The organism is Flavobacterium sp. DG2-3, assembly GCF_030730925.1.
Classification (GTDB): domain Bacteria; phylum Bacteroidota; class Bacteroidia; order Flavobacteriales; family Flavobacteriaceae; genus Flavobacterium.
In genome coordinates, this window is sequence record NZ_JAVAMB010000002.1 from 421694 (window position 1) to 438711 (window position 17018).

Sequence of the window (17018 nt, forward strand, 5' to 3'; positions counted from 1 at the left end):
CTTATCTCAATTTAAGATTTATCTCTCCAGAAGAATTCATTTGAAAAGTTTTATTGAAATTTTGTTGCCACTCTCCTCTCATTTCATAAGGTCTTGCCCCGCAGTATTTTTCTACTAATAAGGCATCTGAATCATTAATAAACCCAATACTTGGCACGTAAGCATTAGCTCCCTTATGCCAATCATATCTGTCCCACCATTTGTGGATTATCTTTCCAGATAAAATAAAACTATTTTTTTTCTTCGTCACAGTAAAATAACAGGTTGAAGTTATTGTACTTGTTCCGCACACATAATACAATTCACGAAAAATGCCTCCTGTAAATATTTTATCAAAATGAGTAATATATGTGCGAGCTTTTTCGCTCGTTAAGGTGTTAAGAAAAATCACAAACTCTGGATCATTTTCGAAACGCTCCAGATTCGCTCTTTCCGCCACAATAACTTCATTATTGCCTCTCAGCCAATGAAAATCTATATTTTTTGTAAAACCACTGCCATCCAACCACCACTGAAGACAATCTGCAGCCATATTGAAATTTCGTTGTCTAGCTTTCTCAACCATTTCAAGATAATTCTTTTTTAACATGAAGGCTTTGTCTCTTTCATTTAATTGTATATAAAAAGCTTTTGCATGTGGGTTTCCCTGCTGATTCCAAAAAGGATCTCCAAATAAGTTTTTATATTCCGAAGGCTCTAAACTGTTTTTTGTTTTAATTATTTTATTGTCCATGAATCAACTATTAATGCTGTGATGTTAAACATAACAAATAAAACTAAGAATAAAGCTGTTAAAAAAATAATTTAACACAACTCGAAGAAAGAATGATGAAAAAAAAATCCCATTTCTAACGAAATGGGATGTTAAAACTACTTATCTTTTATTTTTAAAAACCTTATAAAACACAAAAAGAATTACCAGCCAAATCGGAATTAATTCTACAGATATTTTCATATTAGTCATCCACATAATGACTAAAATAGCTAATAAGAATATGAAACAGATATAGTTGCTTACGGGATAAAATATAGAAGCAAACTTCGTTTTGGTGTTTTCTCTGTCTTTTGCACGTCTAAATTGCAGATGCGTATACGAAATCATAACCCAATTAATAACCAGACAAGACACTACTAAAGACATTAAAATACCAAAAGCTTCTTCTGGCATTATTTTATTAATTAAAATACAAATCGCGGCAAAACAAGAAGAAATTAAAATAGCATTAACGGGTACCGAATGTTTGTTCAGTTTCTTTAAAAACTTAGGCGCACTCCCCTGATCTGCTAATCCAAATAGCATGCGCGAGTTGCTGTAAACACTACTATTGTATACTGATAAAGCAGCGGTTAGTACAATTAGATTCAAAACATTGGCAATGAGACTTGTAAAAAATATTTTGTTACCAAAAAGCTCAAATTCCATTCCGTTTAAATTTTGAAAAACCATTACAAACGGACTGCTGTCTGTTGTAATTTGCTGCCAAGGTGACAATGCAAATAAGATAACCAATGCGCCAACATAAAATATCAGAATTCTATAAATAACCTGATTGGTTGCTTTTGGAATGTTTTTTTCTGGGTTCTCAGCTTCAGCAGCGGTAATTCCGATTAGTTCTAAACCGCCAAAAGAAAACATAATTAAAGCCATGGCAGACAATAAACCTTGGAAGCTTCCATTTGCATTTTTTTCGAAGAAACCTTTCGGAAAGAAACCTCCATCGTTATATAAATTATGGATCGAAGCATGCTCTCCTCCTGTTCCGCTTATCAGCAGATATGTTCCAAAAAGAATCATGGCAATAATAGCAACCACTTTTATGATGGAAAACCAAAATTCAGTTTCTCCGTACACTTTTACCGACGCAAAATTCAACGCATTAATAACCAGAAAGAAAAATAAACTGGATGCCCACAGCGGAATTTCAGGCCACCAAAACTGCACATAAACCCCAATCGCTGTAAGTTCGGCCATACTGACTAAAATATACAGAATCCAATAATTCCAACCCGATGCAAAACCTGCAAAAGAACCGCAATACTTATAGGCAAAATAGCTAAAACTTCCTGAAACAGGTTCTTCAACCACCATTTCGCCAAGCTGTCTCATAATAAAAAAAGCGATAATTCCGGCAATGGCATAGCCTAAGATAACAGATGGTCCCGCTAATACGGCTGCTGGACCAATGCCGAGGAAAAGACCTGTTCCTATAGATCCGCCTAAGGCAATTAACTGGATGTGACGGTTCGTTAGTCCGCGTTTAAGCTGATTCTCTTCTGCAGCATCATGATTATTTTTCACAGATTAGATTTTTAGGATTTAAATGTATTTGGAAATGTATAATCAGCGAAGATAAGTTAAAAAAGGAATCGCGCAAAGCATCATTTTGTCGGATCTATCAGAATTGAATATAAAAATTGAAGTTTTCAGGGTTAATCTGCACTTTTATAAAAAAATAAAACCACTCCTAAGAGTGGTTTTACCAATAGAAAGAATCATACTAATTACTCAATTCAAAAAATAACCTATCGTTATTTGAAAAACTCTATTTTTCATATCGTTATTGATAAAATAACTAACATCACTTTCTTTAAAAACATTTGAATACGACAGATTATATCTTGCATCTGCATAAAATTTATCTCTGAATTGGTATCCCAAACCGAAGTTTACCGAAGTATCTATTCCACTTGAGTATTTTTTCAGATTCATATTCTCTTTGTTATCATATCCTAAGAAATTATCTTGGTATTCATTATTTGCTTTTAAAAGAATGCCAATTTGAGGTCCCGCCTGTACGCTTAAACCTTTTGCAACATAATATTTCAACATTACAGGAATGTTTAAATAGTTTAGTTTAATCGTACTTTTAAAATTAGAATTGCTTACCTCTGCATCAGAATAAGAAAATTTAGATCCCTGCTGGCTGTATAATAATTCCGGCTGTACGGAGAATTGCTTTGCAAGTGGAATTTCAACCATTAAACCTGCGGTAAATCCTGTTTTGTCTGATGAATTTAATTCGCTTTCATCAACGCTAAGGTTTGCCATATTTAAACCCGCTTTTATTCCTAGTTTCACTTTTTGATCCTGAGCTATAGCTGCCCCGCTTAGGAATAATGCGCATAAAACTAACATTGTTTTTTTCATAGCCTTTTTGTTTTAAGAATGGTAACTCCCAAAAAGAGAGTTACCTAATCTGTCTCTTACTTTTTAATAATTTTAGCAGAATATTTTTTGCCCGATGTAGTGCAATCTAAGATATAAACACCTGGCGTTAATCCGCTTACACTTATGCTTGACGGCATGGCAGCATAGATTTTATCAGAAACTGTGCTTCCATTCATGGCATAAACTTTAATCTGTACTTCTCCTTCTACTTTTTCTGTTAAAAAGACATTTACATTGTCAACTGCAGGATTTGGAAATACTCTAAAAGGATTTGTTATTTTTCCTAAAAGCATTCCTTTAGAATCAAATGCGGTCGACATGCTATTACAGCCATTAGCATTGGTAATCTGTAAGCTGTATTCTCCTTCCCAAATAGTAACAACTGATTTTTCTGTAGCATTTGGAATGGCCTGACCATTTAAAAACCATTGGTAAGAAACCGCATCAGCCGAAGCTGTTAGTTTTTTGTCGCTAAGCACTTTAATTTCAGGAACTACATTATTTTCAAGAATCGAAATAGTGGTAGATAAGATTCTGCCCAATCCATTTTCGTTATAAACCGTCACATAATAATCGCCACTTTCTTTTGTCGTAAAAGTTGGTTCTGTCGATCCGTCAAACCATTCGTACGATTTATAATTTCCTGGATTTAAAACTACTTCTGGCCCACAAACAGCACCGCTTACTAATTCAGATTCGAAAGTATCAAATACAACTTTTACGGTTTCAGTAATAATACAGCCATTTTTAAGCGCTGCAGTTACAGTATAATCTCCTGCTTTGTTTACATCAATATCATAAGAAGATTCACCCGTATTCCATTTGTATGAAGTAACATCCAATTCCTTGTCTAAGAAATTAGTTTCAGCATTTAGGTATGCTGCAGTTCCTGCATAGGCATGAATTTCAGGTTTGTCAAATATTTTGAAATCTGATGATACATTTTGATACACATAATTCTTAACGATATTGTTTTGTGCTATCAAATCTCCTTCAAGTTTTGCATTTACAGTAAACACATGAGAATCTCCAGAATCATCCAATTTAGGCTGTTTGATAAAAGTATATTCTATGCTTCCGCCAACAGGAATTCCCGATGCAATGGCTTCTGAAATTTTTTCTGATGTATTGTAATATTCTAAATCTAACTGAATCGAATTTTCTTTAATTGCAGTTTGCCCTTCGTTGGTAAGCTTAACTTTTACTTCGCTATTGCCGCAGATATCTTTTGGTGACAAAATTTGAGTCGATACATCTAAAACAGCTTCCGTTTTAATATTTAGATCATCTAACACCAAATAAGAATATCCATCCGATTTAGCGTGTCTGAAACGGAACATCACAGACTGACCTGCATATTTGGTTATATTTAATGCTGCTTTCTGCCATTCTGTATCAACGTAAGTGCCTTGGCTGGTAGCTCTCCATATTTCTTTCCACTCACCGCCAATTTCTTTAATATCTACCAATAAAGCATCATTAACATTACTCTGCAATGCGTAATAGAACTCTAATATTGTAGTATTTCCTGTTACTTTATAAAGCGGAGAAATTAATTCGCCATAATAAGAATTGCCTTCTAACTGACTGTATAATAGTTTTCCTCCTGTATCTCCAGTACGATCATTCTTCGGAAGAGTCAAATTGATATTGTCAGTTGTTGGAACTGCTCTCCAAGGATAATTTTCGTCACTTTGATTCGAAACAAATCCTTTTGATCCAAATAGTGAACCTTGTGTTAGATTCGAAAAATTCTCACTACTCAATTCTGGTGCTTTTGCAATAACCTCAAAAGCAGCAGTCAAACTTTTTGCGTTAGCATTTGTTTGTCCGTCAGCGCTTGCTTGCACTTTAATCTCATAAGTGCCCGCTTCTAATTTAGGAAGTCCGTCTATTTTATAAGCAAGAGTTTCGCCCATTCTGATGGCAGCTATTTTTTCAGATGAAACTGGTTCACCAACAGCATTTCCATTTTGAAGAATTTGATATTTAATAGTGATTTTAGCAAGCTCTTTATAACCGTCATTTCTAGCATTGATAAAAAATTCATGAGTCGGTGCATCTTGATATACGCTTTCTGCCACAACCAAATTTGATAACTTTAAATACTCTTTGGTTGGTGTAATTTCGATATTATCAACAGCAAAACCATTAGCAAATAAGCCATTGTCTTTTTGTACAAATGCAACCGTTACACACGATTTTCCTGCATAAGCACTTAAATCAACATTATATCCAAACCATGCACCATAATAAGGCATGTGAAATACTTCCTGCCATGTTACTCCACCATCGGTACTTACTTGCACGTAACCGTCTGAAAGATGCTGGCCATCTCCAAAACCATCAAATGATAAGTGTGCTTCTTTGTAATTAGTCAAATCAAATACGGGAGAAACAAGCATGTCATTTGCAGCATCGCAATTGCATTTATCGTCATTACTTGCCATAAATTTGGTATGCTCTTCTAAGAACCATCCCGGAGAACCTAAATCTGGGCGTGTTCCGTGTTTCCAGCCTGCAGATCCTTTGTTTTCAGAAGTTCTCCAGCCTTTGTATTTAGTAGCATCTTCAAAATCCATTTTGTACGGAAGAACAGTTACTTTTTGATCTTCATTATTCCAATTATCGTAGGTAAAAACATAAGAATTGTTGGCTGGTTTTAGATCTGTAGCCATATCTTCTGGGAAAACAGAAACCGAAATAGTGTGCTCTCCAATATTTTGTAAATTAATATTTGGAATAGCGTAATTGATAGTATCTTTAAATTTAGTAAAGTTTAATGTTGCTTTTTCTGTTTTTGAAAAAACTTCATTCTTTGCCGCATCAAGAATTTTTGTTGTAACATTTACGATCTGATTTTCAGTAGCAAAGTTATTCGTTATCGTAGCTTTTACGGTAGCATTATTGTTATTAATAGTACATTTTCCAGCGTCTAGTTTTGCCGAAAGAATTTCTAAATCATAAGGTGCATTACTTACCAAAATATTATCTACAAATCCGCCGATGAATCCATCATAATAATTGTCTGATTTTACGTGGAAACGAATCGCCACTTTTTTTCCTGCAAGTTCGTTTAAACGAATTTGATAAGGATCTTTTCTCAAAACCGTATTTACTCCTGTAAACCAACCTCCGGTTTCTGTTTCATCAGCATGAATTGTTTCTGGGTAATTTACACTTTCAATTTTTTTCCAGTTTTGACCTTTATCTTCAGAATATTCTACAGTTAAACCGTCGTAACCTTTATGGAAAAGATAGTATAAATCGAACTCCACGTACGGAGACACCACATTTGTAAAATCAAAGATTGGAGATTCTAATACAAAATCAGAATTAAGCCCCATTTTTTCATTCGTTTTAAAATCTACCATTCCCCACATATATTGTGATTTAGTAGTTCTGAACGAAGCTGCAAAATTCTGGAAAATAAACTTTTGTGTTCCTCCTAATGCTTTAGTGTTCCATCCGCCTGGTGTTCTTTCAAAACCTTCAGCATATGGAAATTGAGCTACAATACCGCTATAAGAGGCATTTAGTATACTATTGTTTGTTGTAACTGGATCTTGGCTGAATGTCACATAACCTTCATAAGTATGAAGACCTGCAGCAGACAAATCTACAGTTTCGTCAAAAGGAATTGTAATTTCTGATTTTCCTTTGAAAACCGTTTGCAACGTAACATCCTTCCAAATAGTTGCACTTCCGGCTTTTGTGTTAGCGTAACCGACTTTTAGCTGCGTTCCTGCTGGAATATCCTGACAGCCTAAATTTAAAAGCGTAATTTCTAATTTATGATTTGCTGTCAGCATATCTCCCGTATAATCAGGCATATTTAGAGCCGTTACTTTAAGATCAAAATCTTTTTCAGCAAGCGGAACTACAATTTGCGAAACAAAAGAATAGCCGTCTTGTTTGTCAAAATCAGTAACTGAATTAAGATCTATTTTTATCTCAACATAATTGATAGGGCCTCCAACTTGATAAGGTATCTTGCTTTTAATTGCTAATGTTGTTTCTGCGCCAACAGCCAAATCTTTAGCAAAAAGAACCGTTCCTTCATCACTGTAAATAGTGCGCAGATTTCCAAGGGCATTAGCCAAAAGCCTCAATTTGAAGTTTAAAGTTTCATCTGCTTTGATTACGGTAGTACCTGTATTTTTTATGGTTACATAAAAAGGTTCGTCTCCTTTTAATTGCCCGCATGGTAAAGAAGCTTGCTCTACGCTAACCAGTGAAAATTGTTGATCTGAATACGCAGATCCTACACCAATAGCATACCAAGCGTTTGTTACTTGTTTATATTCTTCAGAACCTAAACCATATAAATCTTCTGTAGCCATTAAACTTGCTCTGCGCATGTCTTCAAAGTTTGAAGATGGCGACAAGTATTCTGTGAGCGTTACATAAGCAATTTTTTCTGCTTTGGTCAAACCGATTGGTTTAATGCTATAACTGTTGTTAAGGTCATTTACACCTTCTCCACCTTCTACTAAAAGATAAAACCAGTAATTGGTAATACCGCTATTAATGTGCACACCGCCATTATCATAAGCTGTATTTGATGGATTTGCCCAGTTCGTTCCTCCGTAAGTATCCGGCTGATTTTGCGCTTTCGGATCAGACATGCTTCTTAAACTTCCGTGAGAATATAACTCATCTCCTAGAAGCCAAATATCATTTTTGCTGTCTTTTCCCGCATAAAATTCAATAGAAACGCCAAATATGTCACTAAAAGACTCGTTCATAGCGCCCGATTCTCCCTGATAAATTAAATCTGCCGAAAACTGCGTTACAGCGTGCGTTAGCTCATGTCCCGTAATTCCTAAACTTACATAAGGAGTATTATTTCCATCTCCAAACTGCGCCCAACCGCCTGTCCACGAAGCGTTTTCTACATTTGTACCTAAATGCGCAATACCAAAAATGGTCATTCCTTTGTCATCTACACTATTTCGGTTGAATTTTTCTTCGTAATAATCAATTGTTTTCTGCAATCCCCAATGAATGTCGATCGCTGCTTCATCGTGATCTTTGTTGTATAAATCATTCCAGTTGTTATCCTCATCAATGTATTCTGTAAGCACATCATCTGATGGAAAATCGGCATGATTCATATTTAAAGTATAAATTGGCACGGCAAATTTACCTTGATCTGTTTCCAATCTATAACCATCAGCATATTGTTTGGTTCCAAAAGTTACATTTCCGGCGTATCTCGCTTTTGCTTTTCCTATAGCTGGCGAAACACCTGCTGTTTTTACTTTATCGGTATGCACATCTCGGCTTAAGTCGATTTTTAAAATAACTTTTCCTGTGTTTGCGTCTACATAAATCGTCTGGCTTGATTGCGGATTGGTAGCAAAAATGTCATATTTCCAAGCTAAATGATATTCCATTAATTCAGAAGAAAAATTTGGACCTACATATACCAGTTCGCCTTGCGGTTTTTTACTGATTTTTTCATGGACTAAAGAAGATAATTTTTTGCTCTGCCAAACATACTCCTTCGCATTTACCGTATTTAAAGCATTTTGTAATGCGGCCGACGCATTTACTTTATAGCTGCTGTTTGCTGGCAGTTTTTTACTGATGTATCCAAAAGCATCAATTTTAGTTTTATTGTCTCTTACTTTATAAATCGCTCCTTCTACGGGAATAGAATTATGCACTTGCTGATAAGTTGCTAAGTTTCTGCCGTGCTTAGCCGAAACTGATTTTAACTGCATTTTGTCTTTACTTGACAATTCAAAGTCTGTTTTTTTAACCTCAAATATATTTTGAATAGTCAAATTAGCAGATTTGGCAAAAGATTTCACTTTTGTAGTGTCTGCACTCTGATCATTTTTTGCAGTTGAAGCACTTTGGCTTTTGCTAAAAAATTTCTCGCTCGTCTGCGCTCTTTTCATAACTGCTTTGCTTTCGTCCTCAGAAAGAGCAGTTCCTTGTACGCTTTTCTGAGTCAAAAGAGGATTGGCAGAAGCGTCTTCCTGATCCTTATTCTGCTCTGTGTTTTTTTGAGAAACTTGATCCTTTTTTTGAGCTGTAAAAGGCGATTGTACCGCTGTCTGCACATTCGCTGATTTGTTTTTTGGTAAAGGTGACTGAGCCATTCCGACGGAACAGACTAAGAAACCTAATAAAAGAAACAAATACCTGGTTTTAGAGTAAATCTGGTTCATTTTTTTTAATTTAAAATTAGTATTAAAGGCTGCTTTAGTTAATAGTGTAAATGCTACAATGGTTAGCAGAAAACCACAAAAGCAAGCCCTAAAAATCAATTCGGCGGTTGATTTTTGGAACTTGCTTTTGTTATTTTTTGTAGAATTTTTAAGAGTGCGCTCTTCTTTGTTTTTGTTTCTTCTAAAAGCTCATCAAGACTTTTAGAATGTTCTTCTTTTTTCTTTGTATTCATCAAACGTATTTATTTCAATAGTTTGATAAAAGTAAATCGATGAGATAAGCTTCGGAAAAAAAGGACTAATGCAAAAACACTCAGTGCCAAAAACAGGACACTTAAAAAACACTCATTTTAAAATAATCATAACGTTATCAAATAGTTAGCTTTACAATTATTTTACATTAAATCACCTTTAAAACTATTGAGATAAGTGGACAGATTTACTTTTTCGTTGGTTAAATCGAATTTTTTTCGAAGTCTGGTTCGGGCATTTTCTATTGATTTAAACGATTGCCCCGTAATTTGAGAAATTTCTTTTGTAGTTAAATCCAAATAAAGAAGCGCACAAAGACGTCGCTCTTTTGGAGTAAGTAAAGGGTAATCGACGGAGAGTTTATCAAAGAAAGATTTGTGGACTTGTTCAAAACTGATTTCAAATTCTTTCCAGATATCGGTATTTAAATCTTTTTCCAGACGTTTTAAAACGATATCAATTGCTTGCTGCAATTCTTTATTGACCGTTTTAAGTTTAATCATTTTAAGATCGGTCAAGATTTCGTTAATATTATCGGTACGATGAATTTCTGACATTGCTTTTCCAACCAAAACCATATTTTTGGCTTCTAAGCTTTGTTTTAATTCTTGCTGTTTAGCTTTTAGTTTTTCTTTTTCTAGTTGGTTTTTAATGTTCTTATTTCGATATCGAATCAGTAAAATAATTAGAATAAGAATGCCAACAACCAATATTAAACCAACCACATAGTATTTAAATCTTGTTTTTTCTTCTTCTAACGTTCGTATTTGACCTCGAACTTTGTAATCCTGCTCCAGCCTGATTCTTTCTAGATTTACAGCTTTTTGTTCGATATTAATGCTATCGCTTATTTTGTTGTATTGTTCAAAATAGTAAACCGCATTTTTGTAATCTTGTTTCTTCAGATAGGCATCATAAAGCATCTTATTTAATCGCATGCCAGAAAAGCCGAAAGATTTGTTTTTATTTAATTCTAAAGCCTGTTTTGCATGTGTAATTGCCACGTCAAGATTATTCTGCTTCAGATTATAATCAACAAATGTTTCGTGCGCAAATGATTTTAACGAATTGTCAGAAGTAGAATCAGCGGCAGCAAAAGCTTTTTCAAAATAGAGTTCTGCTTTTGCATTATCTTTCTTAAAAGAATAAGCTCTTGCCAGATTCGTATAAATGTAAACCGTCAACTTTTCATTGCGCAGTCCTTTGATTATCGAATATGCTTTTTGATAATAATGTAAAGAAGAATCAAGATTTTTTTCGAGATAAATTGTCCCGATATTGTTTAAGATCTTTGCCATTTTAGTCGGATCTTTTTTTATTTTCTGATACTTGTAGACTTGCAGAAAATATTTTAAAGCTTTTTCCTGATTGTTGCTCTTTGCATATAAAATAGCAAGATTATTCTCGACCCTTTTTACTTCTTCTGTGTTATTTTTTTCTTTATAAATATCATAAGCCTTTAGATAGTATTGCAAAGAAATATCCAAAGCATCTTTTGCATCATATAACTCACCAGAAGTTATGTACACCGCTGCTAGAGTTTCGTCTGGATTCGATGTTTTTTTTGCTTCAATTTCAGCCTGTTCTATGTATTTTACAGCTCGTTCCCAATCTGAATTTTGCAGTCGTACCGCAATCTTTTGGCACAATTCGACCTTCTTTTCATGATTATCAATAGTATTTAATTCGTCTATTAATTCTTTTGTAGAAGACTGAGAATAAACAGATAAAGAAAATAAAAGAAAAAGCTGAAATAGTAATCGTGATGTCATTGCCAAAAGGTCTTAAAAGCTATGTCCAAAATTAGTTAAAAATAGCAGAGCTGAAACACGAAAAGCTCAAGCCTTTTTCTAATTATGCCTGCAATGATCAAAAACAATGAAACTGCTCTTAATTTGTTTCCAAAGAAAATTAAAAGAAATATACTGACAGTACTTTGAACTCAAAGCATTCTCTGATTCGCATTATTACTGATAAACATAGCGTTGCGGTGTTCGGAGATGATTTCGACAAAGCGGTCAAAATGTTTTAGCACATCACTGATCAGTTCGTTTTTGGTAAACAGACGAACGTCATATCCTTCTCTAGCGTCGCCAAAATACGATTCAGGATAGAAACTGTCAGCGCTCTTGTAATCAGGAAAATTTTCTTCTGTTACCACATAATCCGATACCGCTCTGGACTGAACTCTCACGCCATAGATAAAATTATTTACTTTATCATAATGGATTTCAATTTCCATACCTACTGGATTGCTGGAAACATGCAATTCTGCTTGAATATTATTGGCTTTGAATTCTTCTTTGAGTTCCTCAAAAGCCTCCCGCACATGAGAATTGATAAAGTCTTCTGCAGCCGATTTATCGCCAGAAGATACAATTCCCTTGAGTCTGTCTTTCCAGAATTCCCCTGACCAAGGAACTGTTGAAACCGAAAATTCACGTTCATAATATTCCAGATCAATGGTAAGCGCTTTTACAAGACTGACCATAAAAAAGAGCATTATAATAGAAAAAGGAAGTGCCGTAATCAATGTCATGCTTTGTAAAGCGCCAAGCCCTCCTGCATTTAAAACCATAAGCGCCAGCACTGCAAGCAAAATTCCCCACCCAACTGACTGCCATTTAGGAGATACTTTTGCATTTCGTGTTGCAATTCCGTTCATTACAAAAATGCCCGAATCTGCAGAAGTTACAAAGAAAATGATGATAATAAGAATGACCAATACACTGGCAAAACCCGAAAATGGAAAATAGTCTAAAAAGCGGAACATTAAAACATCAGGATCTGATGAAAGTGCACTTAATGCTCCTCCTGCACGGTTTTTATCCATCCAAATGGCACTGTTTCCGAAAACGGACATCCAAATAAAATTAAAGACAGTTGGCAGTACCAGCACCGCAGCAATGAATTCTCTTATCGTGCGTCCTCTCGAAATTTTGGCGATAAACAGTCCTACATATGGTGACCATGATATCCACCAAGCCCAGTAAAGTATTGTCCAGTTATAAAACCACGGCAGGGTTTTCTCCTCGTAGACGTGTGTCGAGAAAGTAAGGTTAAAAAAATTGCTGAAATAATTCCCTATTCCTTCTGTAAAACTTCCAATGATAAACACTGTTGGTCCAGCAAACAAAATGAAAAATAGCAGTACCAGCGCCGCAATAATATTAATATTGCTCAAAATGCGCACTCCTTTGTCTACTCCGCTTACCGCAGAAAAAATAGAAATAGACACTAAAACAGCCACAATAATAATCTGATAAACAAAACTGTTTCCCGGAACAATATGTAGTATGCTCAGTCCCGAATTAATCTGAACTACACCAAATCCTAACGTGGTTGTAATACCGAAAAAAGTACTGCAAAGGGCAAAAACATCGATGACATTTCCCCATCTCCCGTTAATTTTTTCTTTTAAAAGCGGATACAAACAGCTTCTAAGCGATAGCGGTAGTCTGTAACGATAGGAAAAATAAGCAAGAGACAAACCGACAATACCATAAATTGCCCAAGCATGAATGCCCCAGTGAAAAAAAGTATAAAGCTGTGCATTCTTTGCTCTGCTAATCTCCCCTGCTCCCTGAAATACCTCATTGGAATAATGCTGAATAGGTTCTGCTACGCTAAAATACATTAATCCTATTCCCATTCCTGCCGCAAAAAGCATCGAAACCCAAGAAAAAAAAGAATATTCTGGCCTGCTGTCGTTTCTTCCGAGTCTTATATTCCCGTATCTGCTGAACATGAGACACAGCAGAAAAATAACTACCAGTGTAACCACCCAAACATAGACCCAGTTTAAATTGACAAAAATTGAATTTTTAACAGTGTCCAGAAGATCTTCGGTTAATGAAGGAAATAAGGCCGCAACAACACAGACTCCGATTATAAATAGTAGACTGGGTATAGTAACACCTTTGCTTAAAGTATGTTTCATCTTATTCTTTTAAGGATTAATAAAGCTTCACACAGAAATAAGGGGCTGAAAACTGCGAGGAAATAAATAAAGAAGCGTAAATGCTCAAATTGCTGCAGATTTGCAGCGTGATCTCACAAAGATAGCTAAATTATTTTAGGCTCAAAAAGTTTTAATAACCAGCAAACCCAATGAATTTTCAAAATTATAGCCAAAGTATACTTCTAAAAATATATTTTACGTATACGTTTTCTTAAATATAAAGACTATTAATTTATCTGGGATTTTTTAATCTTTATTCAAAATCTAAAAAATACAGTTTAGTAATTTTTATTCAACTCATCATACAAAAAAAGCTTTAAATCTTTCATTTAAAGCTTTTTTTGATATTTTTTGTCCTATCTAGATCCTATTTTTTAGTAAGCTGAGGCAGTTTATAAGTTCCGTTCAGCGCTTCTTCTTTTGGCTGATACATTCTCAATATCACATAGAATGCGCCATTTGGAGCCGGAAGCCAGTTATCTGTGTTTTTAGGCTTCACATTCTGAATGATAATTTCAAAAGAGCCGTCATTATTTCTTTTTAAGCCTTTTGAATCTCCTCCAAGTTTATATCGATTTAAATCATTTTGCACCAGCAATTTATTATTGGCATCGTACATCGTAAGAGACCAGAAAGCATTTACAGGAGGATCTTTTTCAAATTTTATAGAGTAGCTGTTTTTACCGTCAAGCACATTTCCGTCGCTGTCTGTATATCGTATTGGGTACATGGCTTCTTTTTCTCCCTGCCCTCCTAGATACGGACCTGCAATCATGGAACGAAGTGCATAATCATAACCAAAATCATCCAATTTGGTTACCCACATCCATCCGTTTACTATTTTGGCACTTGACTGGACAGAAGCAATGGTTGTAATCGGCCCTATTAAAGCCGCTTCTTTAAGTCCTTTGAGCTGTGATTTGTTTAATTTTGAGGGGTCAAATTTTCCTGGTGTAAGACCAATTTTTTCAAACTGCCCTACTAATGCTTTGTCCTGCTCAAAAATCGGGTTTTGAGTCATGACAAAAGCCAGTTTTTTATAAAATCGCAAAGAATCATTTTTTTCTAAACTTGGCATTGAAGGTAGTGCAGCAGGTGTGCTTTTATTTTTACCGCTAAACTCGCTCAATGATTTTAAGTGAAACTGATCCTGCAGCGCATGAAGCTTATTTAAATCATCATCTTCAAAAACTCTCAGCCTTCCCCATAGCCAAACTTTTGATGTTGTGCTTTGTATAACTTTGCTAATGCCAGACGGAAGCGTTCCTTTCCAGCCTGGTGGTACTATAGCAAATTTTCCTGCTTTGGTTCCGGTAGTCCGTCTTCCGATATAACTGATTAAATTCTGGTACATATCAAAAACATCGACCACATAATAGCGGTCATTAGTATCTGGAGTTTCTAGAATAAACGGTTCTTTAAGATCCAAAACTGCACTCAGATAAAAAGTATCATTGTTCGCTGTTGGCATATCAGCATCTTTTGCTGTTGGCAGCGCTCTCGCCCATCCTATTTGGTTTAAAGGCGCTCTATAGCTTGTTGCTGGCTTTGGATTCGGAACATTCACATAATCTCTCATGGTTTCCTCCATACGAACTACAGCATATCCCCACTGGAAAGCGAGAACTCCGGCAGTCTGCGAACTATAATAGTCGCCAAAATCTTGAACCTGTGGAGTTGTAGGGATTTCTACTACAGGATCATTCTTTGACGCTACTAAAGCCAATATGTCTTGAGTTTTTCCATCTTTTTTCTCAGACGCGGGATCTGAAGACTGTTCTGTTTTTTTATCGCACGAGACAATTGATAAAAAAAGTGCTGCAATTAAAATAAGATTTTTCATGGAGATTTTATTTTTAATTAAAAGTAACTCAATTAAGAAAATTTAAAGTAGTGGAATTCTGGTAATTGTGTTTCATATTATAACTTGCAACATGAAATCTGAGGAATTTGTGCGATTTTAAAGTTAAAAGCAACAAATTTAGTGTCAGAAGAATTAATTTTTGAATATTAGATTTTGAGTTGAATACTCTGAGAACAGATTGTCTCTTTCGTTAAATATCACAAAAAATGTAAGCGATTTACGAGATTAAACAAATGTCGCTTACGCCAAAGCCGAAAAATCCTTGATTTTCATTGTTTCTTTATAGAGGTATAAAGATTGTAATTCAAAAGAATACGAAATAATAAATTTTTAGAATTATGAAAACATCAAACAACACAATTCTCATAACAGGTGGAGGATCTGGAATCGGTCTAGAAATGGCCCGATTATTCTTTAAAGACAACAAAGTAATAATTACGGGAAGAACAGCCGACAAACTCCAAAAAGCTGCCGAAGAACTACCAAACGTAACCTCAATCGTTGCTGATATTAATAATGCGGCAGATGTTACCAATTTAGTTGCAGAACTTAATGCAAAACATTCCAGCTTAAATATTGTGATCAATAATGCCGGTCTTGCTTATTCTTTTCAGCTTACAGATCAGAATGCTGGTGCTTTCGAAAAAGCAAGCGAAGAAATCATGACGAATTACCTTTCGATCGTTAGACTGACCGAGAAACTTCTTCCGTTATTGCAGCAAAAGCAAGAAGCGGCGTTTGTGAATGTTTCTTCTATCGCTGCATTTTCACCAGGAATTGCTGTGCCTGGATACGCAGTCAGCAAAGCAGCTCTGCATTCTTATTCACAGGTGCTGCGCATTTCTCTTGAAAAGCAGGATAAAAAGCCTATAGTTAAAGTTTTTGAACTGATGCCTCCTTTAGTAAATACATCATTTTCAAAAGATATAGGTGTTCAAAACGGCATTAGTCCGCAAGAAGTTGCTTTGGAGCTGAAAAAAGCACTAGAAAGCGAAACTTATGAAATTCATGTGGGAGCCACGGCAGATTTTTACAAGTTATATCTTTCATCTCCAGAAACAGCCTTACAAGTAATGAATGGAGGAAAATAATAGTATATAAAAAAAGAGCCAAACCACATTGCAAGTTTGGCTCTTTTTATTTCCTAATTCGATTTCTATTACTGTTTCCTTCCAGACGGCCTTTGGTTCTACAAGTTATATTTATTTAACACCTACAGACCATCTCAGTTTGACATGCCCCTAAGGACCATATAATTAAGCTTTAACTTCTTCCATTGAGGCACCGAAGTTAATATGCAGCACATTTCCATTTGGCGTAACCAAAGCAGGAACAGATTTAACACCAGCATTTTCAGCTTCTCCAATTCGGCTTTTATCGTTTCCGAAATGAACCACCTCTACATTTTCTTCTCCAATAAGAGCAATAATATCTTGCTCAGCGCTTACACATACAGGACATCCTGCGTGGTAAAAAACAGATTTTTTCATTTTTTTTCTTTTTAATTTTTGACTTTATTGTCAGGACAAATTTAGTTAGGACTCGTAACGGACAGCTGATCCAGAATGGAGTTAAATCATCCCAATCTGG

At 35.2% G+C, this 17018-nt stretch carries 10 protein-coding genes; 1 reads left to right on the forward strand and 9 read right to left on the reverse strand.

The features are described from left to right. Position 1: 1 nt before the first annotated feature. The 8 genes from Q9Q97_RS05855 to Q9Q97_RS05890 all read right to left on the reverse strand — a co-directional run bounded on the left by Q9Q97_RS05855 (position 2) and on the right by Q9Q97_RS05890 (position 15407). The gene (locus tag Q9Q97_RS05855) at positions 2 to 733 is read right to left on the reverse strand and encodes a hypothetical protein (protein ID WP_306155519.1); all 732 of its coding nucleotides are present in this window, start codon (positions 731 to 733) and stop codon (positions 2 to 4) included. A 141-nt stretch (positions 734 to 874) separates the two neighbouring features. Next, positions 875 to 2299: an amino acid permease gene (locus Q9Q97_RS05860; protein WP_306155520.1), complete on the reverse strand. Its 1425-nt coding sequence runs from the start codon at positions 2297 to 2299 to the stop codon at positions 875 to 877. Positions 2300 to 2506: 207 nt separating this feature from the next. Further along, positions 2507 to 3148, reverse strand: coding sequence for a porin family protein (locus Q9Q97_RS05865; RefSeq protein ID WP_306155521.1), 642 nt, complete (start codon positions 3146 to 3148; stop codon positions 2507 to 2509). 56 nt (positions 3149 to 3204) lie between these two features. Continuing rightward, positions 3205 to 9351: a M4 family metallopeptidase gene (locus Q9Q97_RS05870; protein WP_306155523.1), complete on the reverse strand. Its 6147-nt coding sequence runs from the start codon at positions 9349 to 9351 to the stop codon at positions 3205 to 3207. Between the two features lie 95 nt (positions 9352 to 9446). Next, complete coding sequence (locus tag Q9Q97_RS05875) at positions 9447 to 9584, reverse strand: hypothetical protein (protein WP_306155525.1); 138 nt, start codon at positions 9582 to 9584, stop codon at positions 9447 to 9449. Between the two features lie 162 nt (positions 9585 to 9746). After that, positions 9747 to 11375: a tetratricopeptide repeat protein gene (locus tag Q9Q97_RS05880; protein ID WP_306155526.1), complete on the reverse strand. Its 1629-nt coding sequence runs from the start codon at positions 11373 to 11375 to the stop codon at positions 9747 to 9749. 170 nt (positions 11376 to 11545) lie between these two features. Further along, the gene (locus Q9Q97_RS05885) at positions 11546 to 13543 is read right to left on the reverse strand and encodes a BCCT family transporter (protein ID WP_306155527.1); all 1998 of its coding nucleotides are present in this window, start codon (positions 13541 to 13543) and stop codon (positions 11546 to 11548) included. 388 nt (positions 13544 to 13931) lie between these two features. Next, positions 13932 to 15407 (reverse strand): DUF1254 domain-containing protein, encoded by a 1476-nt coding sequence (locus Q9Q97_RS05890; protein WP_306155528.1) that lies wholly within the window; start codon positions 15405 to 15407, stop codon positions 13932 to 13934. 359 nt (positions 15408 to 15766) lie between these two features. Here Q9Q97_RS05890 and Q9Q97_RS05895 point away from each other — a divergent pair, with 359 nt between their 5' ends. Further along, a complete protein-coding gene (locus tag Q9Q97_RS05895) occupies positions 15767 to 16519 on the forward strand; it encodes an SDR family oxidoreductase (protein ID WP_306155529.1) in 753 nt (250 codons plus the stop codon). A gap of 165 nt (positions 16520 to 16684) precedes the next feature. Here Q9Q97_RS05895 and Q9Q97_RS05900 read toward each other — a convergent pair whose 3' ends face one another. Then, positions 16685 to 16918 carry a thioredoxin family protein gene (locus Q9Q97_RS05900; RefSeq protein ID WP_306155530.1) on the reverse strand — a complete coding sequence of 78 codons (234 nt, stop codon included), beginning with the start codon at positions 16916 to 16918 and terminating at the stop codon, positions 16685 to 16687. Between the last annotated feature and the right edge of the window lie 100 nt (positions 16919 to 17018).